Genomic DNA, 20,941 nt, shown 5'->3' on the forward strand with positions numbered 1-20,941 from the left:
CAGCCGCACGCTCGATCACTAGCGGGCACGTCGGCTTCTATTCGATGCACTTCTGGCCTTCGAGCGCGAGGGCGACACCGTCCACCTTGCCCTTCCTCACATCGATGCGGTAGCCGGCCTTGCGGTTGCCCGGCGTGTCCGCCCAGCCGTACCCCGTGTCGCCGCCCCCGACAATCTCCTCCCAGTCCGGGTACGCCTTCCGAACTCCGTCGATCGAACTGCCCAGCCGGATACCCTCCGGCGTGCGGATGCCGCCGTACATGTCGATACTCGACAGTCCCAGGCCGGGGGTGAAGAAGACGGTGGCGTTGGTACCCCGCAGCTTCGAGATGCCGCAGTGCCCGGTGAAGTCCTCGACCTTGTATCCGACGATCATTCCGGTCGCCCGGGCCTGTTCCAGGGTCATGCCCAGCTTGAGCGCGCCCAGGCCCTGGGGGCCCAGCACCAGGGCGGCCGGTGACGTCGACGGCTTCGGGCCGGCTGCGGGCGGCGTGGTGGACGGGGCCGGGGCGGGTGAGCCCGGAGCGGACGGGGCCAGGGCGGACGGGGCCAGGGCGGCGCTCGTGGGCGGGGAGCCTCCGGCGGGCGCCGCGTTGCCGTCCAGCCGCCGTGGGCCGTCGTCGCAGCCGGCCACCGCCAGCGCGCCGACGAGCACCACCCCGGCGAGTCGCGTCCTGGTCATCTCGATCCCCCGTTCGGGTCTCCGTTGTTCGATCACCTGGTGCGATGCCGGAACGGGCGGCCCGGTTCGCAACTTCCGGTCTCGGTTCGGTAACGGGGCGATGGGGCGATTCGTCGGCGGACCGGGCTCAGCGGCCGGACAGGGCGGTCAGCTCCGCGCGGGTGAATCCGGCGTCGGTCAGGGCCCCGCAGTCGACGCCGCGCAGCAGGAACCCGGCGAGGGCGCGGGCGGTCGCGGGCTCGTCGGCGATCCCGCTGTCCTGCCGGTCCAGGTAACGCCGCAGGCGTTCGACGGCGGTGTCGCGGCCGTCGGCGAAGAACGCGTACGTGGCCGCATAGCGGGTGGGCAGCTGCGCCGGGTGCAGGTCCCAGCCCTGGTAGAAGCCGCGTTCCAGGGAGCGGCGGACGAGCCGGTGGTGCAGCTCCCACGCGGCGTGCACCTGCGCGGGGGTGCCCACGGGCAGCACGTTGGTGGAGCCGTCCGACAGGCGTACGCCGGTCTGGGCGGCGGCGGCCTGCATCACCGCCTTGGCGTGGTCGGCGGCCGGGTGCTCCATCGACTGGTACGCCGCCGCCACCCCCGCCGCCGCGCTGTAGTCGTACGTGCCGTAGTGCAGGCCGAGGCAGCGCCCGGCCGCGGCCGTGATGAGCCGGGCCACCGTGGCCGTGCCGTCCGCGCCCAGCACGGCCGCGGGCAGTTCGACCTGGATCTCGAAGCGCAGGGTCCCGGCGGCCAGGCCGTACGCCGACTCCAGGCGCTCGCACAGCCAGACCATCGCGGCTACCTGGTCGGCGCCGCTGACCTTGGGCAGCGTGATGACGAACGGGTCCGGATAGGACTCCAGGAACAGCTCCAGGGTGCGCAGGGCCCGGTGCCGGGTGGCGGCCTCCAGCGACTTGATCCGGATGCCGACGAACGGCGGCACCGGGCCCGCGCGCAGCACGGACACGGCGGTGCGGACCGCCGCGTCCTCCTGCGCGTCGTCGCGCACGCCGTAGCCGTCCTCGAAGTCGACGCGCAGGTCCTCGATCGGTTCGGTGGCGAGCTTCGCGCGCACCGCGTCAGCGCCCGGGAAACCGAAGCCGTACCGGTCCATCGCGGCGACCGCCTGTGTGCCCCACTCGCGGAAGTCCGCGATCCGGTCGGCGGGCACGTAGACGGTGTGCACCGGCTGGCGCCCGGCGCGCTCGCCCGGGTAGCGCTCCGCGAGGAACGCGTCGTGGGCGGCGAGCCGGGCATCCAGCGCGGCACGGTCGGAGTCGCCGAGGCGCATCAGTCGATGGCGTCGTACGCCACGGTCGTGAGGAAGTCCGCGAAGTCGTCGGCGAGGGCGACCCGCTCGAACAGCTTGCGGGCGTCGTCGAAGCGCCCGGCGGTCCACGCCTCGTCGCCGATGGCCTGACGGATCTTGACCAGTTCCTCGTCCTCGATCCGGCCCACGAGGTCGGCGGTGATCGGGGTCCCGTCCTCGAGGCGGACCCCGTTGTGGATCCACTGCCAGATCTGGGAGCGGGAGATCTCGGCGGTGGCCGCGTCCTCCATCAGGTTGTGGATGGCGACGGCGCCGTTGCCGCGCAGCCACGCCTCCAGGTACTGCAGCGCCACGTCGACGTTGTTGCGCAGCCCGGCCTCGGTGACCGCGCCCGGGGTGGCCGAGACGTCGAGCAGCTGGGCCGCCTCGACGGAGACGTCGTCGCGGAGCCGGTCGAGCTGGTTGGGCTTGTCGCCCAGCACCCGGTCGAAGACCTCCTGGCAGACCGGCACCAGGTCGGGGTGGGCCACCCAGGAGCCGTCGAAGCCGTCCCCGGCCTCGCGCTCCTTGTCCTCGCGGACCTTCGCGAGCGCCACCTCGTTGACCGCCGGGTCGCGGCGGCTGGGGATGAAAGCGGCCATGCCGCCCATCGCGAACGCGCCGCGCTTGTGGCACGTCGACACCAGCAGTTCCGTGTACGCCCGCATGAACGGCGCGGTCATCGTCACGGCGGCCCGGTCCGGCAGCACCATGTCCGGGTTGTCGCGGAAGTACTTGATGATGCTGAACAGGTAGTCCCACCGGCCCGCGTTGAGCCCGGCCAGGTGCGGGCGCAGCGCGTGGATGATCTCGTCCATCTCGAACGCGGCCGGAATCGTCTCGATGAGCACGGTGGCGCGGATCGTGCCGCGCGGGATGCCGAGCGTGTCCTGGGCGTGGTCGAAGACGTCGTTCCAGAGCGCCGCCTCCAGGTGCGACTCCATCTTCGGCAGGTAGAAGTACGGCCCGCTGCCGCGCTCCAGCAGCTCCTTGGCGTTGTGGAAGAAGTACAGGCCGAAGTCGACCAGGGCGCCGACCGCGGGCTCGCCGTCCACCAGCAGGTGCCGCTCGTCGAGGTGCCAGCCGCGCGGACGCATGACGATCGTCGGGTACGGCCCGGCGCCCAGCTCGTACGTCTTGGCGGGGGTCTCCAGGCGGATGGTGCGGCGGATCGCGTCGTACAGGTTCTGCTGGCCGTCGGTCACGTTGGCCCAGTGCGGGGTGTTGGCGTCCTCCAGGTCGGCCAGCCACACCTTGGCGCCCGAGTTGAGCGCGTTGATGGTCATTTTCCGCTCGGTCGGGCCGGTGATCTCGACGCGGCGGTCGGTGAGGTCGGCCGGGGCGGGTGGCACGGTCCAGTCCCCGGCGCGAATGTCGGCGGTCTCGGGCAGGAAGCCCAGCGTGCCGCCCGCGGCGATCTCGGCGCGGCGCTGCGCGCGCCGGGCCAGCAGCTCGTTACGGCGGGGCCGGAACCGGCGGTTCAGGTCTTCGACGAACGCCACGGCCTCGGCGGAGAGGATCTCGGTCACGTGCGGGGCTCCCTTCGCAGCACTGCGGATGCCCGTACGTTACTGGCCGGTAGGGTGCGTGGCACAGCGGGCGTCCCACTGGATGAAGATCACAAATACCAGTCCGCGGTCGCCGGGGGCGCGTCGTCGCGGGACACCGTGCCCTCGATCAGCCCGTACGGCCGGTCCCCCGCCTGGAACACCTGGCCCGGGTTGTCCAGTCCGAACGGCGCCAGGTCGACCAGGTAGTGGTGCTTGTTCGGCAGCGCCAGCCGCACCTCGGCCACCTCCGGGCGCTGGCTCAGGACGACCGTGCCCATGGACAGCAGGGTCTGCTGCAGCGAGTGGCTGTACGTGTTGACGAACGCGGACACCAGCGCGTCCCGGACCCCGTCGAACGAGTCCGCCCAGTCCGCCTCGTCGCCGAGGTGGCGCCAGCGGGCGTTCACCGCCGTGGCGAGGATCCGGTCCGAGGTCTCCGCCAGCGTGGTGTACCGGTCCTTGATGAAGCCGTGGAACTCCGAGGCGGTCGTGTTCAGCAGCACCAGATCGGAGATTCCGGACACCACCTGCACGCCGCCCGGATGCACCGTCACCGTGGCCGTCCGGGTCAGGTCGCCGGTGCGCTGGAACGAGTGCGGGCCCAGCCGCCGCCACCCGTACGACTCGATCGTCACGGTCGCCGTGTCCACGTGTCCCACGGTCTTCACGAAGTGGCGGGCCAGCAGCAGCCCGAACGCCTCGGGCTCGCCCACGCCGTGCTCACGGGCGAACGCGTACACGGTGTTCTTCATCGTGTCGGTCGGCAGCACCGCACTGTTGTCGCCGGTCACGTGGGTGGCGGTCAGATCGCCCGCCAGGGACACGCTGACGTTGAGGTCGGCCAGCGCGTGGGTGTCGCCGTCGCGCACGACGCGGACCAGGCGGGTCTCCGCCTTGCCGTACCGGTTCGGCCCGAGCACGATCGCCACGCGTCAACTCCCTCGGTAGGTGGTGTAGCCGTACCGGCTCAGCAGCAGCGGGACGTGGTAGTGCCGGTTCGGGTCGTGCACGTGGAAGGCCACCGTGATCTCCGGGAAGAACGCCTTGCCACCCAGATACGGCTCCACATAGAACAGCAGGCGGTACCCGCCCGCCTGCCACTCGTGCATGCCCACCTGGTAGCGCAGGCGGCCGTCGTCGTCGGTACGGCCCTCGGCGACCGTACGCCAGCCGTCGGTGTCGTGGCGCTCCAGCCGCACGTACACGTCGCGGGCGGGCTCGCCCGCGACGGTGTCCAGGATGTGGGTGGAGATCCGGGCGTGTGACTCCGGTTCGGTGCCGTCAGCCGAGCTCATCGAGCAGCCTCCACAGCCGCAACAGGGCGATCTTGCGCAGCTCGTCCGCCACGATCGCGCGCTCCCTTGTCTCGTCGTTGCCCAGCCGTTCCCGCGCGGCCGCGAGGATCTCCGCGGGTGTCTTGCCACTCGCGGAGATGAGGAAGACGTGGCCGAACCGCTCCTCGTAGGCCCGGTTCGCCTCGATCAGCGCCGCCCGGGTCGCGTCGTCCTCGGTCGCCGCCGCGGCCTGCTCGCGCCGCGACCACTGCGCCTCCCGGGAGTCACCCGCGGCGCGTTCGCCGATGCGCGGATGCGCGGACAGCCCCTTGAGGACGTCATCCCAGGTCAGGGCGGTGGCGGCCGCGTCGGCCGCGGCCAACAGCCGGACCCGATCCGGGTACGGGCGGCCCGCCGCGAGCGCGATACCCCACTCGGGAGCCGCGCAGCATGCGGCCAGCCGGGCCTCCAGATCGTGCGCGGGCAAGGAGTTGAACACCTCGACGCCGGCCAAGCTCACCCCCTCGTGCGCTGACGGACAGTCAAGCAGGCCGCAACGGATCGCGCATCGGTTTGCGAAGGAAATTACGCCGGTCGATCACCAGCGGCGCGGTGCCGGGGTGAGCGAGGATGGGCCGATGCTGATCGCCGCCGAGGCCCTGCCGGACCTGCCCGTCCGGGCGGTCCTACCGGAGCTGACCGGCGCGCTGGCGCGGGCCGGGACGGCGGTGCTGGTGGCCCCGCCCGGCACCGGCAAGACCACCGTGGTTCCCCTCGCCCTGGCCGACGCGGCCGGGGGCCGGGTGGTGGTGGCCGAACCGCGCCGGGTCGCGGCCCGCGCCGCCGCCCGCCGCATGGCGGCGTTGCTCGGCGAGCCGGTCGGCGCCCGGGTCGGGTACACCGTGCGCGGGGACCGGCGGACCGGCCGCGACACGGTCGTCGAGGTGGTGACCACCGGCGTGCTGGTACGCCGCCTGCAGCGCGACCCCGAACTGCCCGGTACGGCGCTGGTCGTGCTCGACGAGTGCCATGAGCGGCATCTGGACGCCGACCTCGCGCTGGCGTTCCTGGTGGAGGTGCGCGCCGCGCTGCGCCCCGACCTCGGGCTGCTGGCCACCTCGGCGACCGCCGAGTCGCACCGGCTGGCACAGGTGCTCGGCGGCGCCCCGGTGGTCACGGCGGCGGCCCGGCTGTTCCCGGTGCAGGTGCACTGGTGCCCGCCCGGGCAGCCGGTCGACGCGCCGCACGGGCTGCGTGTCGACCCGCGCCTGCTCGACCACGTCGCGGCCACGGTCCGGCGCGCCCTGGCCGACGGGCCCGGGGACGTGCTGGTCTTCCTGCCCGGCGCCCGCGAGATCGAGACGGTGGCGCGCCGGCTGGACGGGGTCGGCGCGCGGGTCCTGGCGCTGCACGGCCGCCTGCCCGCCGCCGCCCAGGACGCCGTGCTGAGCGGCGAGGCGGCGGCCGGGCGGCGGGTGGTGCTGGCCACCGCGGTCGCGGAGAGCAGCCTGACCGTGCCGGGGGTCCGCGCGGTGGTCGACGCCGGGCTCAGCCGGGTACCGCGGATGGATCACGCGCGTGGCCTCGGAGCCCTGGTGACCGTGCCGGTCTCCCGGGCGGCGGCGCGGCAGCGCGCGGGGCGGGCGGGCCGCGAGGCGCCCGGGCGGGTCTACCGCTGCTGGTCGCAGGCGCTGCACGACCGGCTGCCCGCCCAGCCGGAGCCGGAGATCGCCGCCGCCGACCTGACCGGCTTCGCCCTGGACCTGGCGTTGTGGGGGCACCCGGACGGCACCGGCCTGAGCCTGCCCGATCCGCCCCCGGCGGGGGCGCTGCGGACCGCGGTGGGCACCCTGCACGACCTCGGCGCGCTGGACGAGCACGGCCGGGTGACGCCGCGCGGCCGGGACCTGGCCGGGGCGGGCCTGCACCCGCGCCTGGCCCGGGCCCTGCTGGACGGCGCCACCACGGTCGGCGCCCGCCGGGCCGCCGAGGTGGTGGCGCTGCTCGACGAGGTCCGCGCCGACGGCGACGACCTGGTGGCCGCGTGGCGGCGGGCACGCCGCGACGGCGGCGCGGCCTGGCGAGCGGAGGTCGCGCGGCTGACCTCGGTGCTGTCCCGCCACGGCACGCCGGGTGAGACGCCGGGTGGGCGCCAGGCGCGCCCGCGGACCGGCCCCGCCACGGGGCTGCCGGACGATCTCGCGGCGGGGCTGGTGGTCGCGCTCGCGTACCCGGAGCGGGTGGCGCGGGCCCGGGAGCCGGGCGGGCGCGCGTACCTGATGGCGGGCGGGACCGCCGCGGAGCTGGCGGCCGGCAGCGGCCTGGCCGGGACGCCGTGGCTGGCCGTCGCGGACGCGGACCGGGCGCCCGGGGCACGGACCGCGCGGATCCGCGCCGCCGCCCCGCTGGACGAGGACACCGCGCGGGAGGCCGCGGCGGCGCTGCACACCGAGGTGACCGAGATCGGCTGGGTGGACGGCGACGTGGTGGCCCGCGGTGTGCGACGCCTAGGCGCGATCACCCTGGCCGAGCGGCGGCTGGACGCCCCCGATCCGGAACGGCTGCGCGCGGCGGTGCTGGACGGGCTGCGCCGCGACGGGCTCGGGCTGCTGGCGTGGACGGACGCGGCGACCCGGCTGCGGCAGCGGCTGGCGTTCGCGCACGCGGCGCTCGGTGAACCGTGGCCGCCGGTCGACGACGCGGCGCTGCTGGCCGCCGCCGAGGACTGGCTGGACCCGGGGGTGCGCCGCCGCGCGGACCTGGCCCGGATCGACGTGGCGAACGCGCTGCGGCGGCGGTTGCCGTGGCAGGTCGCGGCCCGGCTGGACGAGGTGGCGCCGGAGCGGCTGCCGGTGCCCAGCGGTTCCCTCGTGCGGGTCGACTACGCGGACCCGGCGGCGCCGGTGCTGGCGGTGAAGGTGCAGGAGACGTTCGGCTGGCGGGAGGCGCCGCGACTGGCCGAGGGGCGGGTGGCGGTGCTGCTGCACCTGCTCTCCCCGGCGGGCCGCCCGGTCGCGGTGACCCGGGACCTGGCGTCGTTCTGGGCGACCGGGTATCCGCAGGTCCGCGCGGAGCTGCGCGGCCGCTACCCGCGGCACCCGTGGCCCGAGGATCCGACCAGCGCGGAACCGACCCGCCGCACCAACCGGCGCGGCTGATCCGTCAGGGCGCGACGGTCAGGTCGGCGATGATGACCGTGACGTTGTCGGGGCCGCCGCCGTCGAGGGCCAGCTGCACGAGGCGCTCGGCGCACTCCTGCGGGTCGGCGACCTGGAGCATCTCGGCCTCGATCTGCTCCGGCGCGACAACCCCGGTGAGCCCGTCGCTGCACAGCAGCCAACGGTCGCCGGAGACCGGCTCCACGATGACGTACGCGGGGCTGACCGGCTCACCCTGCAGCGCCTGGGTGACCACCGCCCGGCGCGGGTGGCTGCCCGCCTCCTCGGGGCGGATCAGCCCCTGGTCGACCAGCATCTGCACGTACGTGTCGTCCTTGGTGAGCTGGTTGAGCCGGCCGTCGCGCAGCAGGTAGGCGCGGGAGTCGCCGACGTGGGCGAGCGCCGCCCGGTCGCCGGAGAAGATGACCGCCGTCAGCGTGGTGCCCATGCCGACCAGGGCGGCGTCGGCGGCGACCGTCTCGGCGATCTTGCCGTTGGCCACCTCCAGCGCCTTGTGCAGGGCGTCCATCTGCTGATCGTTGTCGATCGGGACGTCCAGCGAGGTCATCGCATCGATGGCGATGCGGCTCGCCACGTCGCCCGCGGCCATGCCACCCATTCCGTCGGCGACGACCAGCAAACGGTCACCGGCGTAGAAACAGTCCTGGTTGGTGCTGCGGACTCGTCCTTGGTCGGTGACGGCGGCCCACCGAAGGTGCAAGGTCATGGCGTGCAGCCTGCCAGGTCGGGTCGAGCCTGTCTGCACGCGGTCACCGCCTTTGGCCCCCGGGGACGGGCGGGCCCGCACCGGGAAGGGCCGGCGAGCGCGGCGAGGCGCCGCTCAGCCCGGGTCGAGGGGCCTGCCGAGGCACCTGGGGTCCAGGGCGGCGAGGCGCCGGGCGGGGGCCACCCATTCGAGTACGGACGCCTCGACGGGCCAACCGCGCACCTCCACGGCACTTGCGGGGACCTGCGCCGTTTCGGGGCAGATCGTCCGAGTACGCAGGTCCGTGTTGCGGACGAAGTGGACCAGGCCGTCCCGGTCGATGATCGTGGTGGCCACGTCGTCGACCGTGATGACCTGCCCGCGCAGCACCTCCACGCCGTTGCCCGTGGCGACCTCGACCGCCGAGGTGGGCAGGATCGGCGCCCGCAGGAACACCACCCCGACGACGAACGGGGCGATCAGCGCCGCCAGCACCGCGGGCCAGTGCGTGGCCAGCCGGGCGAAGCGGACCGGCACCGGACCGGCCAGCATCGTGCCCAGCAGCGGTGGCGCCAGCAGCAGCACGGCCGTGGCGGCCTCGCCGCGCCGGACCGCGTCCACGATGCCGGGCAGCACCCACACGAACACCACGGCGGCCGCGGCCACCGGCACCCCGACCGACACCACCCGCAGCACGAGCCGGTCGTCCGGATGCCGCTGCCAGGCGGTCAGGCCCATGATGACCACCAGCAGCATGACCAGTGCGGGCAGGAAGCGCAGCTGCCAGGTGAACGCGGCCAGCAACGCGGCGACGACCACCACCCAGTCGGGCATCCGCTGCGCGGTCACCGCCAGCAGCGAGCGGGTGGCCCGGGCCTGGTCCCGCGCGCTGACCAGCAGCAGGCCGCCCAGCGCCCGCAGGACGAGCACGACCGCGGGTACGGACCACGCCAGCGTGATGAACAGGGCGCTGATCATGCCGAGCGGGTTGACGTACTGGACCAGCAGCAGCATGGTCGGCAGGTCCTGGCGGCTCAGATACCACAACCGCAGGACGAGCAGCAGCAGCGGGAACGCGGGCAGGACCGCCAGCAGCCAGTTCTGCTGCGAGCGCCGGGGCGCTGTCGGGACCGGCTCGGTCACCCGGTCAGACCCGTTCCCACGGCCACTGCCGGACGCTGGGTTCCTCGACGGCGGGCTGGGCGCCCACCGCGATCGGGGCGGGCTCGTTGACCGCCTCCTCGACCCGGAAGTTGCGGTCGAAGGCCTCCTCCCACCGGTTGTCCTTGGGATCGTTGCGGGACCGGTAGAGCGCGAGGTTCACCAGGTCACGCAGGGCGGGGTTCTCGCCGACGTTCACACCCCACGCCTCGGTGATGTCGAGACCGATGTCCCAGTGGTCGTACTTCCCCGGGAATTTCGCCTTGTATCCGGCCAGGATCGCGGCGTCGGTGGTGATCGCGTCGAAGTCGTCGCGGTCCAGTGCCGCGAAACACTCGCTGATCTTCTTGCGGCTGCTCAACAACGCGCCGACCCGCGTCGCCGGGGACTCGCTCGTGGAGGCGGCCAGGCTGCACACCCTGCGGCCCTTCAGATCCTCCAGCGAGGACACGGGGGCGTGGCCGCGCCGGGTCATCACGGCCTGCTCGGTGTACAGGTACGGCGCGGAGAACGTCACCCCGGCCATCTGTTCCCGCGCCGGGGTGATGCTGTAGCTGGCGATGACCATGTCGACCCCGACGCGTTCGCCGTTGCGGTCGGTGGCCTGCATGCGGGCCCGGTCCTCGCTCTCGATGGACAGGAAGCGGATCTCGCTGCGCCGGAAGCCGAGTTCCTCGGCGATCAGGTACGCGATGTCGATGTCGAAGCCGGTCCACCGGCCGTCCGCGTACTGGGCGACGCCGGGCTGGTCGTCCTTCACGCCGATGAGCAGCTCCCGCTTGCCGTCGAGCCCGGCCTGCACCCGCAGCTCGTCGACGGACGGCGGCCCGGTGAACACCACCACCACGAACGCCAGCACGATCGCCAGCACCAGCGCCACGGCCAGGGCCACCAGCCGCACGGCCATGGCGCTGCGCCGGGGCAGGATCCGGTCGGCCGCCGACTCCTCGGCGGTCGGCTCCTCGGCGGCCGGCTCCTCGGCGGCCGGCTCCTCGGCGCTCGGCGTCACCGGCTCCAGGCCGCGCGCGTCCCCCATCGTCTGAACACTCCACTCTCGAACTGCGGCGGGATCACATGGTGCCGCAGGAAGGTCACGGAACGGGGTCGGCTGTTCCCTCCGCCACACCGGGGCGGCAGCGGCGAACCCGCGCGGCGGCCAGGGCGGACCCGCGACGCAGACCGTACCGGCTGATCGCCTCGTGGCCGTAGGCGCTGCACGTCGGGGTGAACCGGCACCGGGTGGGCAGCCGGGGCGACACCTTCCGGTACGCCCGGATGGCGGCCAGCGCCGCCCGGTCCGACACGGCGGCGCCGCCGGTCGCCGACCGCCCGCCCAGCCGGCCCGCCGCCAGCAGCCCGAACGACACCAGGCTCAGGTCACAGAACGGCAGGTCGCAGAAGTCGCAGGCGCAGTCGCAGTGCTCCCACCATCGGTCCTTCTTCCGCCTGTTCCGCCGGCTCCGGCTGTACCACTTGCTGCGATGTTTCACGGCGACCATGGTGACGGAGCGAGGCGAGCACCCGGAGCCAGGGTCAGCGGTACTCGATCACCGCCGCCGACTCGGGCGGCAGCTCGACCCCGTCGTCGCGGGCCGCCACGCCCGGCTCGGTGGCCAGCAGCACCGCGCCCACGGGTGCCCGCAGGTCCACCGCCTGCGCCCGCGCGGCCAGGTTCGCGGCGATCGCGCACCGGCCCCGCCGGACCACGACGAAGTCCTCGCCGTGCCACACCGACACCTTGCTCAGGTCCGGGTCGGTCAGTTCGGCACGCTCGCGGCGCAGGGCGATCAGCCGCCGGTGCAGGTCCAGCAGCTCGGCGTGGCCCGGTTTGTCCAGCTCCGACCAGTCCAGGGTGGAACGGGCGAAGGTGGCCGGGTCCTGCGGGTCCGGCACGTCGGCCTCGGCCCAGCCGTGCGCGGCGAACTCGCGGCGCCGCCCCCGGCGCACCGCGTCGGCCAGGTCGGTCTCGGGGTGGCCGGTGAAGAACTGCCACGGGGTGCCGGCCGCCCACTCCTCCCCCATGAACAGCATCGGGGTGAACGGCCCGGTCAGCAGCAGCGTGGCGCCCACCTTGAGCAGCCCCGGAGACAGGATCGCGGACAGCCGGTCGCCGGTGGCCCGGTTGCCGATCTGGTCGTGGTTCTGCAGGTAGGCGACGAACCGGTGCCCCGGGATGCGCCGGTCGACCGGGCGGCCGTGCCGGCGCTCCCGGAAGCTCGACCACGTCCCGGCGTGGAAGAACCCCCCCTCCAGCACGGTACGCAGGCACTCCAGCGAGCCGAAGTCGCCGTAGTAGCCCTGCCGCTCGCCGGTGAGCAGGGCGTGCAGCGCGTGGTGCACGTCGTCGTCCCACTGCGCCTGCAGGCCGTACCCGCCCGCCTCCCGGGGGGTGATGAGCCGTGGGTCGTTGAGGTCCGACTCGGCGATCAGGGTCAGCGGGCGGCGCAGGTGCGCCGAGAGGGCGGCCACCTCGACGGCCAGTTCCTCCAGCAGGTGCGTCGCGGTGTGGTCGACCAGGGCGTGCACGGCGTCGAGGCGCAGGCCGTCGACGTGGTAGTCGCGCAGCCAGGCCAGGGCGCTGTCGATGATGTACCGGCGCACCCCGTCCGAGCGCGGCCCGTCGAGGTTCACGGCGGCACCCCACGGGTTGCTGCCCGACGCGGCCAGGTACGGCGCGAACGCGGGCGCGTACGCCCCGCTGGGGCCGAAGTGGTTGTACACCACGTCCAGCACCACGCCCAGGCCACGGCCGTGGCAGGCGTCGACGAAGCGTTTCAGGCCATCGGGGCCGCCGTACCCCTCGTGGGGCGCGTACCAGCAGGCGCCGTCGTAGCCCCAGTTGCGGTCGCCGTTGAACGCGTTGACCGGCAGCAGTTGCACCAGGTCGACGCCGAGGTCGACGAGGTGGTCCAGCCGGGCGATCGCGGCGTCGAACGTGCCCTGCGCGGTGAACGTGCCGACGTGCAGCTCGTACAGCACGCTGCCGGGCAGTTGGCGGCCGGTCCACCCGGCGTCGGTCCAGGCGAAGGCGGCGTGGTCGTACACCCGGCTGGGGCCGTGCACCCCGGCGGGCTGCCAGCGCGAGCGCGGGTCCGGCAGCGCGCCGTCCTGCCCGTCCAGCAGGTACGCGTAGTCCGCGCCCGGCCCCGCCTCCGGCACCTCCAGGCGCCACCAGCCGCCGTCGCCGCGTGCCATGTCCCGGTCCGCGCCGCCGACCCGCAGCCGGACGGTCCGCTCCGGCGCCCACACTTCGAAGACGGTCACTGCTTCACCAGCAACGCGACGGGGTACGTGGCCAGCAGGTCGGCGACCGCGACGTGGCGGCCCCCGAACTCGGTGTCCGTGAGGACGTCGGTGAGGCGGGAGCCGTCCAGGCTCAACGCGGTGTCGTGCCAGCCGCCGTGGCGGGCCAGGCCGACCGGCAGCCGGGTGGCGACCACGACGACGCCGCCGCGGTCGAACACGAGCGCGTGCTCGCCTACCCGCCCCTGGGCGAACACCGGCCGGTAGGTGCCGAACAGCTCGGGATGCCGGCGGCGCAGCCGCAGGGCCCGGCTGGTCACCAGCAGCTTGGCGGCGCCGGTCGCGTCGACCGGCGGCTGCCAGCCCTCGTCGAGGCGGGCCAGCAGGGCCCGCCGCTCACCGAAGTCGACCGGCCGCCGGTTGTCCGGGTCCACCAGCGAGTGGTCCCACAGCTCCGCGCCCTGGTAGGTGTCCGGCACGCCGGGCATGGTGAGCTGGACGAGCTTCTGGCCGAGCGAATTCGACCAGCCGGGCGGGGTGATCGCGGCCACGAAGTCGGACACCTCGCGGTGCAGCGCCGGATCGTCGTAGATGGTGTCCACCATGGCGCGCAGAGCGGCCTCGAACCGTTCGTCGGGCCGCTGCCAGGAGGTCACGGTCCCGGCCTCCCGGGCGGCCTTGAGCGCGTACGCATGCAGCCGTTCCCGCTCGATCGGCCACGCACCGACCGCGGCCTGCCAGATCAGGTGGGCCAGCGACCGGTCGGGCAGCGGGGCGATCCGCACCCAGCGGCGGATCACCTCGGTCCAGTCACCGGGCAGCTCGGCCAGGACGGCCAGCCGCGCGCGGACATCCTCGCCGCGCTTGGTGTCGTGAGTGGACAGCGTGGTCATCCCGGTGGGCCAGGTCTGCTGGCGTTCCTGCGCCGCGTCGTGGAACTCGTCCACCGTGAGCCCGAACTTCGTCGGGTCGGTGCCGACCTCGTTGCGGGCCGTGAACCGGGTCCACCGGTAGAACGCGGTGTCCTCCACGCCCTTGGCGGTGACCGCGCCGCTGAACTGCTGGAACCGTTGCGCCAGCTCGTCGGCCGGGTTGCGCAGCCGGGTGGTGAGCTGGTCGAGGGTCGAGATGAGCTGGGGGCGGCGCCGCCCCGCCTCGGCGCGGGCCCGGGCCAGGTGCCGCGAGCCGAACGGCAGGTAGGTGCGGTAGACCGGGAAGCAGGCGGCCAGCTCGGCCAGGCCGGGGCCCGCGTCCAGCTCCGGCGCCAACCGGCTCATCCGGCCCAGCTCGGCGGCCAGCATGGTCGTGGCGACGTGGAACCGGGTGTCGTGCACCAGGTTGTGCCAGGACATCTCGCGGCCGGTCAGGTGGTGGTCGAGGGTGTCGAAGAACGCCTCCGTGGTGGTGTCCACGAAGACGCCGCTGACCTCCGCGAGGGCGTCGTAGCCGGTGGTGCCCGCGATCGGCCAGGGCGGCAGCGGCTCGCCCGGCGCCAGGATCTTCTCCACCACGATCCAGGCGTCGGGGGCGGCCTCGTGCAGCCGTTCCAGGTACTCGCCCGGGTCGCGCAGGCCGTCCGGGTGGTCCACCCGGATGCCCTGCACGGCGCCCTCGGCGTACCAGCGCAGCAGTTCGGCGTGGGTGGCGGCGAAGACGTCCGGGTCCTCGACGCGCAGCCCGGCCAGCCCGGCGATCCCGAAGAAGCGCCGGTAGTTCAGCTCGGCGTCGCCTCGGGTCCAGGCCGCCAGCTCGTAGTGCTGGCGGTCGTGGATCTCGCGGGCGGAACCGTCGCCGGTGCCGTCCGCGATCGGGAACCGGTGCTCGTAGTAGTGCAGTTCGTCGCCGGAGACGGTGAGCCGGTCCAGCGCGTCCGGTTCGTCCGCCAGGACCGGCAGCAGCAGCCGACCGCGCGACCAGTCGATGTCGTACCAGTCGGCGTACCGCGAGTCGGGGCCGTGCTTGAGCACGTCCCACCAGGTCGGGTTGGCGGCGGCGGTGGCGACGCCGGCGTGGTTGGGCACGATGTCGACGACCAGGCCCAGCCCGGCGGCGCGCAGCGCGGTCACCAGCCCGAGCCGGCCTTGCTCACCGCCGAGCTGCGGATTCACCTGGCGGTGGTCGACCACGTCGTAGCCGTGCTCGGAGCCCGGGGCGGCGGTCAGCAGGGGGGCGGTGTAGAGGTGGCTGACGCCCAGCTCCGCGAGGTAGTCGGAGAGTTCGGCGGTGGCCTTGAGGTCGAAGTCGGGACGGACCTGGACCCGGTACGTGGCGGTGGGGGTGGCCGGGGGCATGGTCTCAGACCGTCCGGTCCAGCACCATCAGGGAACGGTCCGGGACCAGGATCTTGGAGCCGGCCTCCACCATCGGGTGCCGGTGCGGGGACGGTTCGGCGGTGTCGATGACGACCTCCCACTTCTCGCCGTAGTCGATGGGCGGGGTGGAGAACTCGATCGGCGCGTCGTGCGCGTTGAAGAACAGCAGGAACGACGAGTCGACGTGGCGCTGGCCGTACTGGCCGCGTTCGCGGATGCCCTCGCCGTTGACGAACAGCGCGACGGCCCGGCCGAAGTCGTTGCCCCAGTCGTCGCCGGTCATCTCCCGGCCGTCCGGGGTGAACCAGGCGAGATCCTCCAGGGGGTCGCCGCCGCCACGGGCCGTCACGGGCAGGCCGGTGAAGAAGCGGCGGCGGCGGAACACCTGGTGCCGGTGGCGGAACGCGGTCAGCTTGCGGGTGAACTCCAGCAGCTGCTCGTCGGCGTTGTCCCAGTCGATCCAGGCCAGCTCGTCGTCCTGGCAGTACGCGTTGTTGTTGCCCTGCTGGGTGCGGCCCAGCTCGTCGCCGTGCGAGATCATCGGCACGCCCTGGCTGAGCATCAGGGTGGCCAGGAAGTTGCGCCGCTGCCGGGCCCGCAGCTCCAGCACCGCCGGATCGTCGGTGGGGCCCTCCACCCCGCAGTTCCAGGACCGGTTGTGGCTCTCCCCGTCCCGGTTCTCCTCGCCGTTGGCCTCGTTGTGCTTGTCGTTGTACGACACCAGGTCCGCGAGGGTGAACCCGTCGTGCGCGGTGACGAAGTTGATCGAGTGGAACGGCTTGCGGCCGTCGTCCTGGTACAGGTCGGCCGAACCGGTGATCCGGCTGGCGAACTCCGCCAGGGTGGCCGGCTCGCCGCGCCAGAAGTCGCGCACGGTGTCGCGGTACTTGCCGTTCCACTCCGTCCAGTTCGGCGGGAAGTTGCCCACCTGGTAGCCGCCGGGGCCGACGTCCCACGGCTCGGCGATGAGCTTCACCTGGCCGACCACCGGGTCCTGCTGCACCACCTCGAAGAACGTGGACAGCCGGTCGACGTCGTAGAACTCGCGGGCCAGGGTGGAGGCCAGGTCGAAGCGGAAGCCGTCGACGTGCATCTCGGTCACCCAGTACCGCAGCGAATCCATGATCAGCTGCAGGCTCTGCGGGCTGCGCACGTTCAGGCTGTTACCCGTGCCCGTGTAATCCATGTAGAAAACCGGCTGGTCGTCGACCAGCCGGTAGTAGGTGCGATTGTCGATGCCCTTGAGGCTCATCGTGGGCCCCAGGTGGTTGCCCTCGGCGGTGTGGTTGTACACGACGTCGAGAATCACCTCCATGCCCGCGGCGTGCAGGGCCTTGACCATCCCCCGGAACTCCTGGGTCTGCTGGCCCAGCGCCCCCATCGCCGAGTACCCGTGGTACGGCGCGAAGAAACCGAGGGTGTTGTAGCCCCAGTAGTTGCGCAGCCCCAGGTCGACCAGCCGGTTGTCGTGCACGAACTGGTGCACCGGCATCAGCTCCACCGCGGTGATCCCGAGGCCCTTGAGATGCTCGATGATCGCCGGGTGGCCCAGCGCGGCGTACGTGCCGCGCAGCTCCCGCGGCACCTCCGGATGCCGCTGGGTCAGCCCCTTCACGTGCGTCTCGTAGATCACCGAATGGTGGTACGGGATGTCCGGGCGCCGGTCGTTGCCCCAGTCGAAGTACGGGTTGACCACCACGCCCTTGGCCATGTGCGGCGCCGAGTCCAGATCCGACATCTGATCCGGGCTGTCGAAGTCGTACGCGTACAGCGACGGGTGCCAGTCGATGTCCGAGTCGATCGCCCGCGCGTACGGATCGAGCAGCAGCTTGTGCGGGTTGCACCGCAGGCCCCGCGCCGGGTCGTACGGGCCGTACACCCGGTAGCCGTAGCGCTGGCCGGGCTCGATGCCGGGCAGGTAGGCGTGCCAGACGAACGCGTCCTGCTCGTGCAACTGGACCTTGCGCTCGTTGCCGGACGGGTCGAACAGGCACAGCTCGACGGCCTCAGCGACCTCGGAGAAGATCGCGAAGTTCGTGCCCGTGCCGTCGTAGGTCGCGCCCAGTGGATACCGGTGTCCCGGCCACACCTGCATGTCGTCTCCCACCCTCGACCGTCAGGCCTGCGGCCGCGTCACCAGCCATTCTGACCGATTCGGCTGATAACGTCTGCGCGACTGTCCGGTTACCCGCAGACCGCCCGCGGGATCCACTTTCGAGCATAAGGGTGACCGTGCCGCTGACCGAGCTACCACCACCGCGCCCGCGCGGCGCCGGACCCGCCCGGCGATGATCCCGCCCATCCGCTTCGGTCCCCAGGTGTGCGCCTCGCTGGCGGACACCGCGGGTGCCGGACGCGAATGGCTGGTGGTCGACGGGCTGGGCGGCTTCGCCGCGGGCACGGTCGCGGGCCTGCGCACCCGCCGCGAGCACGCCCTGCTGACGGTCGCGGACCCGGCGGGCGGGACCGGGCGGGTGGGCCTCGCGGCGCTGGACCTCACCGTCACCCTGCCCTCGGGTACGGCGGTGCCGCTGTTCAGCCACGAGTGGGCCTCCGGTGCGGTCTCCCCCGCCGGGCATCGCCACCTGGAGACGTTCACGCTGGCCGACGGCCTGCCCCGGTGGCGGTGGCGGGTCGGCGAGGTGGTCGTCGAGCGGGAACTCGCGATGGCCCGCGGGCAGCCCGGCCTCGCCGTCGTGCACCGGGTGGTGGCCGCGCCGGAACCGGTCAGCCTGGCCGTCGCCGCGATGTGCGGCGCGCACTACTCCCGGGTCGAGCAGGTGGCCGACGGCGCGGTGGTGGCGGACGCGTTCCGGCTGGCCGGGCCCGGCTGGCAGCCCGGCGGGACGTGGCACCTGGGGGCGCGCACCCGCGCCGACGGCGCCGTCGAGGACCTGTGGTTCGCGGGCACCTTCCTCGAACGGGTGACCCCCGGCGGTGTCATGGAGATCTCCGCCTGGGCGGGCGAGCTCACCCGGCGCCCGCCACCCGCCGGCACCGTCGTCGCCGCCGCACGCCAGCGGGCGCGGCGGCTGGTCACCGCTGCGGGCGACGGGTACGCGGGCGCGCTGGCGCTCGCCGCCGACGCGTTCGTGATCCACGGGCCCGGCGGGCCCGACGTGGTCGCCGGATATCCGTGGACGGGCCACCACCCGGGCGACACGATGACCGCGTACGAGGGGCTGCTGCTCGACGGCGGCCGCGCCGACGAGGGCCGCGACCTGCTCACGGTACGCACCCGCGCGGCGGTACGGGCGGCCCGCGCGGCCCATCCGGCCGAGCCGGACATCCCGGCCCCGCGCGCGAGCGCCCCGTCCCCCGGCGTCCCGTCGCCAGGCGCCCCGCACTCCGGGCCCGCACACTCCGGGGCCGCACACTCCGGGGCCGCGAACTCCGGGGCCCCGCACGCGCCACTGTGGCTGGTGCACGCGGTCGACCGGCACGTCCACCGGATCGGGGACACCGACCTCGCCGCGGAGCTGGGCACCCCGCTGGGCCGACTGTTGCGCGCCCACCTCGACGGCAGCGGTCCGCTGCACGTCGACCCCGGCGACCAGCTGCTGCGCGTCAGCCCCGGTACCGGCCACACACCGGCGGATCAGGCGGCCGTCGCCCCGCGTACCGGCAAGACGGTCGAGATCAACGCGCTGTGGGTCAACGCGCTCGCCGCCCTCGCCGGCCTGTACGACCTCGCCGGACGCGACTCCACCGAGCTGCGCGCCCGGCACGCCCGCGCCCACGCGTCCTTCGCCGCCCGGTTCCCCGCCCCCGAGGGCTGGCTGTACGACGTGGTCGACGGCCCCGCCGCCGCGTACCCGCTCGGCGGGGCACACCACGACGACCCCACGCTGCGGCCGCACCAGCTGCTGGCCTGGTCCCTGCCGTACGGCCCGCTGGCCGGCGCGGACGGCAAAGGCGCGGCGGCCGTCCGGTCGATCGGCGACGCCCTGCTCACCCCGCTCGGCCTGCGCACCCTGGCGCCCACCGAGTACGGCTACCAGGCGGACACCGCACACCAGGGCCGGGTCCGGCCCTGGCTCATCGGCCCGTACGCGGACGCCTGCGCCGCGACCGGCCGCCCGACGGAGGGTCTGCTGAGCGGACTGGAGGCGCACATGCACGAGCACGGCATCGGATCGGTGAGCGAGAGCGCCGACGGCGACGCGCCGCACCGGGCCACCGGCCGCCCGTTCTCGGCCCGGGCGGTGGCCGAGGCGCTGCGGGTACGGGAGCGCTGCCGGTGACCCGGGTGCTGATGCTGAGCTGGGAGTACCCGCCGCTGCTCGTGGGCGGCCTCGGCCGGCACGTACACGCCCTGGCCACCGCGCTGGCCGCCACGGGACACGAGATCACCGTCGTGACCCGGCACACGCCGGGCGCGCTGCGCGAGCAGTACACCGAGGGGGTACGCGTCGTACGGGCCGCCGAGGACGCGCCGCCGGTCGTGGCCGCCACCGGGGACCCGCTCGCGTGGGCGCTGGGTTTCGGCCACGCTCTGACCCGGGCCGCCCTGCGCGCCGCCCGCACCGGCGGGTACGACGTGGTGCACGCCCACGACTGGCTGGCCGCGCACCCCGGGGTGACCCTGCGCGAGCACCTGGACGTGCCGCTGGTCGCCACGATCCACGCCACCGAGTCGGGGCGGCACCAGGGCTGGCTGCCCGCCGCGCACAACCGCACCATCGACGACCTGGAACGCTGGCTGGCCCACGAGGCGGTACGGGTCGTCGTCTGCTCGCAGTACATGCGCCGGGAGGTGCTGCGGCTGTTCGCTGTGGCGCCGCAGCGCGCCGAGGTGGTGCCCAACGGGGTCGACGCGCTGCGCTGGCACGCCCGGCCCCGGGCGGTGGCCGCGGCCCGGCGCCGGTACGCGGACGGCGACGCCCCCCTGGTCAGCTACGCGGGCCGGCTGGTCTACGAGAAGGGCGTGCAGTTCCTGCTCGCGGCGGTGCCGATGCTGCGCGAGCGTCACCCCGGGCTGCGGGTTGTGGTGGCGGGCGACGGCCCCTACGCCGACGACCTGCGGGCGCAGGCGGCCGGGCTGCCGGACGTGACCTTCACCGGGTTCCTCGGCGGCCACGAGCTGGCCGCCCTGATGGGCGCGTCCGACTGCTACGTGGTGCCCAGCCTGTACGAGCCGTTCGGCATGGTGGCGTTGGAGGCCGCCGCGGCGGGGACCCCGGTCGCCGTGGCCGACACCGGCGGCCTGGCCGAGATCGTCGAACCCGGCGCCACCGGGGTGACGTTCCCGCCGGGCGATCCCGGGGCGCTGGCGGCGGCGGTCGGCACCGTACTGGCCGACCGGGAGTTCGCGCGGTCGCTGGCCCGGCGGGCCCGGCGCCGCGCCCGCGAGGACTTTGCCTGGCCGCGCATCGCCGCCCGCACCGCCGAGGTGTACGAGGCGGCCGGAGCCGCGGCGGCCGGGCATGCGCTCGCGGCCCTCGGTGCGCTCGACCATGCCGGCGACGCCCGCCCGGTCGCCCGGGAGACCGGGAACGTGCTGGCCACCGGCATCACCATCCCGCCCGCCCGGCAGGCCCGTACCCCGCGTCCGGCGGGTTGAC

16 protein-coding genes are annotated in these 20,941 nt (G+C 73.9%); 3 read left to right on the top strand and 13 right to left on the bottom strand.

The window, feature by feature from the left end; translation table 11 throughout:
• Positions 1-37 precede the first annotated feature (37 nt).
• The 6 genes from EV385_RS03905 to uraD form a co-directional block, all read right to left on the bottom strand.
• Positions 38-682, bottom strand: a complete 645-nt coding sequence (locus EV385_RS03905) for a hypothetical protein (protein WP_130508202.1) — start codon at positions 680-682, stop codon at positions 38-40.
• Positions 683-809: 127 nt separating this feature from the next.
• Positions 810-1,955, bottom strand: coding sequence for a DUF6986 family protein (locus EV385_RS03910; RefSeq protein ID WP_130508203.1), 1,146 nt, complete (start codon positions 1,953-1,955; stop codon positions 810-812).
• Entirely contained in the window at positions 1,955-3,502 is a 1,548-nt protein-coding gene (gene aceB / locus EV385_RS03915) for a malate synthase A (RefSeq protein WP_242624684.1), read from the bottom strand. Before aceB ends, EV385_RS03910 begins: the two co-directional genes overlap by 1 nt.
• Before the next feature lie 89 nt (positions 3,503-3,591).
• Positions 3,592-4,452 carry a factor-independent urate hydroxylase gene (gene pucL, locus EV385_RS03920; RefSeq protein ID WP_130508205.1) on the bottom strand — a complete coding sequence of 287 codons (861 nt, stop codon included), beginning with the start codon at positions 4,450-4,452 and terminating at the stop codon, positions 3,592-3,594.
• Positions 4,453-4,455: 3 nt separating this feature from the next.
• A complete protein-coding gene (gene uraH, locus EV385_RS03925) occupies positions 4,456-4,818 on the bottom strand; it encodes a hydroxyisourate hydrolase (RefSeq protein WP_130508206.1) in 363 nt (120 codons plus the stop codon).
• Positions 4,805-5,311: a 2-oxo-4-hydroxy-4-carboxy-5-ureidoimidazoline decarboxylase gene (uraD, locus tag EV385_RS03930; protein ID WP_130508207.1), complete on the bottom strand. Its 507-nt coding sequence runs from the start codon at positions 5,309-5,311 to the stop codon at positions 4,805-4,807. Before uraD ends, uraH begins: the two co-directional genes overlap by 14 nt.
• 130 nt (positions 5,312-5,441) lie before the next feature.
• Here uraD and hrpB point away from each other — a divergent pair, with 130 nt between their 5' ends.
• Positions 5,442-7,955: an ATP-dependent helicase HrpB gene (gene hrpB, locus EV385_RS03935; RefSeq protein WP_207230050.1), complete on the top strand. Its 2,514-nt coding sequence runs from the start codon at positions 5,442-5,444 to the stop codon at positions 7,953-7,955.
• 4 nt (positions 7,956-7,959) lie between these two features.
• Here hrpB and EV385_RS03940 read toward each other — a convergent pair whose 3' ends face one another.
• The 7 genes from EV385_RS03940 to glgX all read right to left on the bottom strand — a co-directional run bounded on the left by EV385_RS03940 (position 7,960) and on the right by glgX (position 17,472).
• A complete protein-coding gene (locus EV385_RS03940; RefSeq protein ID WP_130508209.1) occupies positions 7,960-8,682 on the bottom strand; it encodes a PP2C family protein-serine/threonine phosphatase in 723 nt (240 codons plus the stop codon).
• A 114-nt stretch (positions 8,683-8,796) separates the two neighbouring features.
• On the bottom strand, positions 8,797-9,804 hold the full coding sequence (locus EV385_RS03945; RefSeq protein WP_130508210.1) for a hypothetical protein: 1,008 nt from the start codon (positions 9,802-9,804) through the stop codon (positions 8,797-8,799).
• Between the two features lie 4 nt (positions 9,805-9,808).
• Positions 9,809-10,858 carry a transporter substrate-binding domain-containing protein gene (locus tag EV385_RS03950; protein WP_130508211.1) on the bottom strand — a complete coding sequence of 350 codons (1,050 nt, stop codon included), beginning with the start codon at positions 10,856-10,858 and terminating at the stop codon, positions 9,809-9,811.
• A 55-nt stretch (positions 10,859-10,913) separates the two neighbouring features.
• Positions 10,914-11,321 carry a membrane protein insertion efficiency factor YidD gene (gene yidD / locus EV385_RS03955; RefSeq protein ID WP_130508212.1) on the bottom strand — a complete coding sequence of 136 codons (408 nt, stop codon included), beginning with the start codon at positions 11,319-11,321 and terminating at the stop codon, positions 10,914-10,916.
• Positions 11,322-11,355: 34 nt separating this feature from the next.
• On the bottom strand, positions 11,356-13,086 hold the full coding sequence (gene treZ / locus EV385_RS03960) for a malto-oligosyltrehalose trehalohydrolase (RefSeq protein WP_130508213.1): 1,731 nt from the start codon (positions 13,084-13,086) through the stop codon (positions 11,356-11,358).
• Positions 13,083-15,356 (bottom strand): malto-oligosyltrehalose synthase, encoded by a 2,274-nt coding sequence (gene treY, locus EV385_RS03965; RefSeq protein ID WP_130508214.1) that lies wholly within the window; start codon positions 15,354-15,356, stop codon positions 13,083-13,085. The genes treZ and treY overlap by 4 nt, the downstream gene beginning before the upstream one ends.
• A gap of 4 nt (positions 15,357-15,360) precedes the next feature.
• Positions 15,361-17,472 (bottom strand): glycogen debranching protein GlgX, encoded by a 2,112-nt coding sequence (gene glgX / locus EV385_RS03970; protein WP_130508215.1) that lies wholly within the window; start codon positions 17,470-17,472, stop codon positions 15,361-15,363.
• A gap of 193 nt (positions 17,473-17,665) precedes the next feature.
• On the opposite strand from glgX, the gene EV385_RS03975 reads away from it, so the two are divergent.
• Together EV385_RS03975 and EV385_RS03980 are read left to right on the top strand one after the other, a co-directional pair.
• On the top strand, positions 17,666-19,621 hold the full coding sequence (locus EV385_RS03975) for a glycogen debranching enzyme N-terminal domain-containing protein (protein WP_130508216.1): 1,956 nt from the start codon (positions 17,666-17,668) through the stop codon (positions 19,619-19,621).
• Entirely contained in the window at positions 19,618-20,940 is a 1,323-nt protein-coding gene (locus EV385_RS03980; RefSeq protein WP_423203015.1) for a glycosyltransferase family 4 protein, read from the top strand. The genes EV385_RS03975 and EV385_RS03980 overlap by 4 nt, the downstream gene beginning before the upstream one ends.
• The last annotated feature ends 1 nt before the right edge of the window (position 20,941 follow it).

Source organism: Krasilnikovia cinnamomea, from assembly GCF_004217545.1.
GTDB classification, from domain to species: domain Bacteria; phylum Actinomycetota; class Actinomycetes; order Mycobacteriales; family Micromonosporaceae; genus Actinoplanes; species Actinoplanes cinnamomeus.

Coding starts and splice junctions, on each gene's coding strand:
- EV385_RS03950 (WP_130508211.1), bottom strand. CDS start 10,858: ATGGGGGACGCGCGCGGCCTGGAGCCGGTGACGCCGAGCGCCGAGGAG.
- glgX (WP_130508215.1), bottom strand. CDS start 17,472: ATGCAGGTGTGGCCGGGACACCGGTATCCACTGGGCGCGACCTACGAC.
- EV385_RS03940 (WP_130508209.1), bottom strand. CDS start 8,682: ATGACCTTGCACCTTCGGTGGGCCGCCGTCACCGACCAAGGACGAGTC.
- yidD (WP_130508212.1), bottom strand. CDS start 11,321: ATGGTCGCCGTGAAACATCGCAGCAAGTGGTACAGCCGGAGCCGGCGG.
- EV385_RS03905 (WP_130508202.1), bottom strand. CDS start 682: ATGACCAGGACGCGACTCGCCGGGGTGGTGCTCGTCGGCGCGCTGGCG.
- treY (WP_130508214.1), bottom strand. CDS start 15,356: ATGCCCCCGGCCACCCCCACCGCCACGTACCGGGTCCAGGTCCGTCCC.
- EV385_RS03910 (WP_130508203.1), bottom strand. CDS start 1,955: ATGCGCCTCGGCGACTCCGACCGTGCCGCGCTGGATGCCCGGCTCGCC.
- uraH (WP_130508206.1), bottom strand. CDS start 4,818: ATGAGCTCGGCTGACGGCACCGAACCGGAGTCACACGCCCGGATCTCC.
- EV385_RS03975 (WP_130508216.1), top strand. CDS start 17,666: ATGATCCCGCCCATCCGCTTCGGTCCCCAGGTGTGCGCCTCGCTGGCG.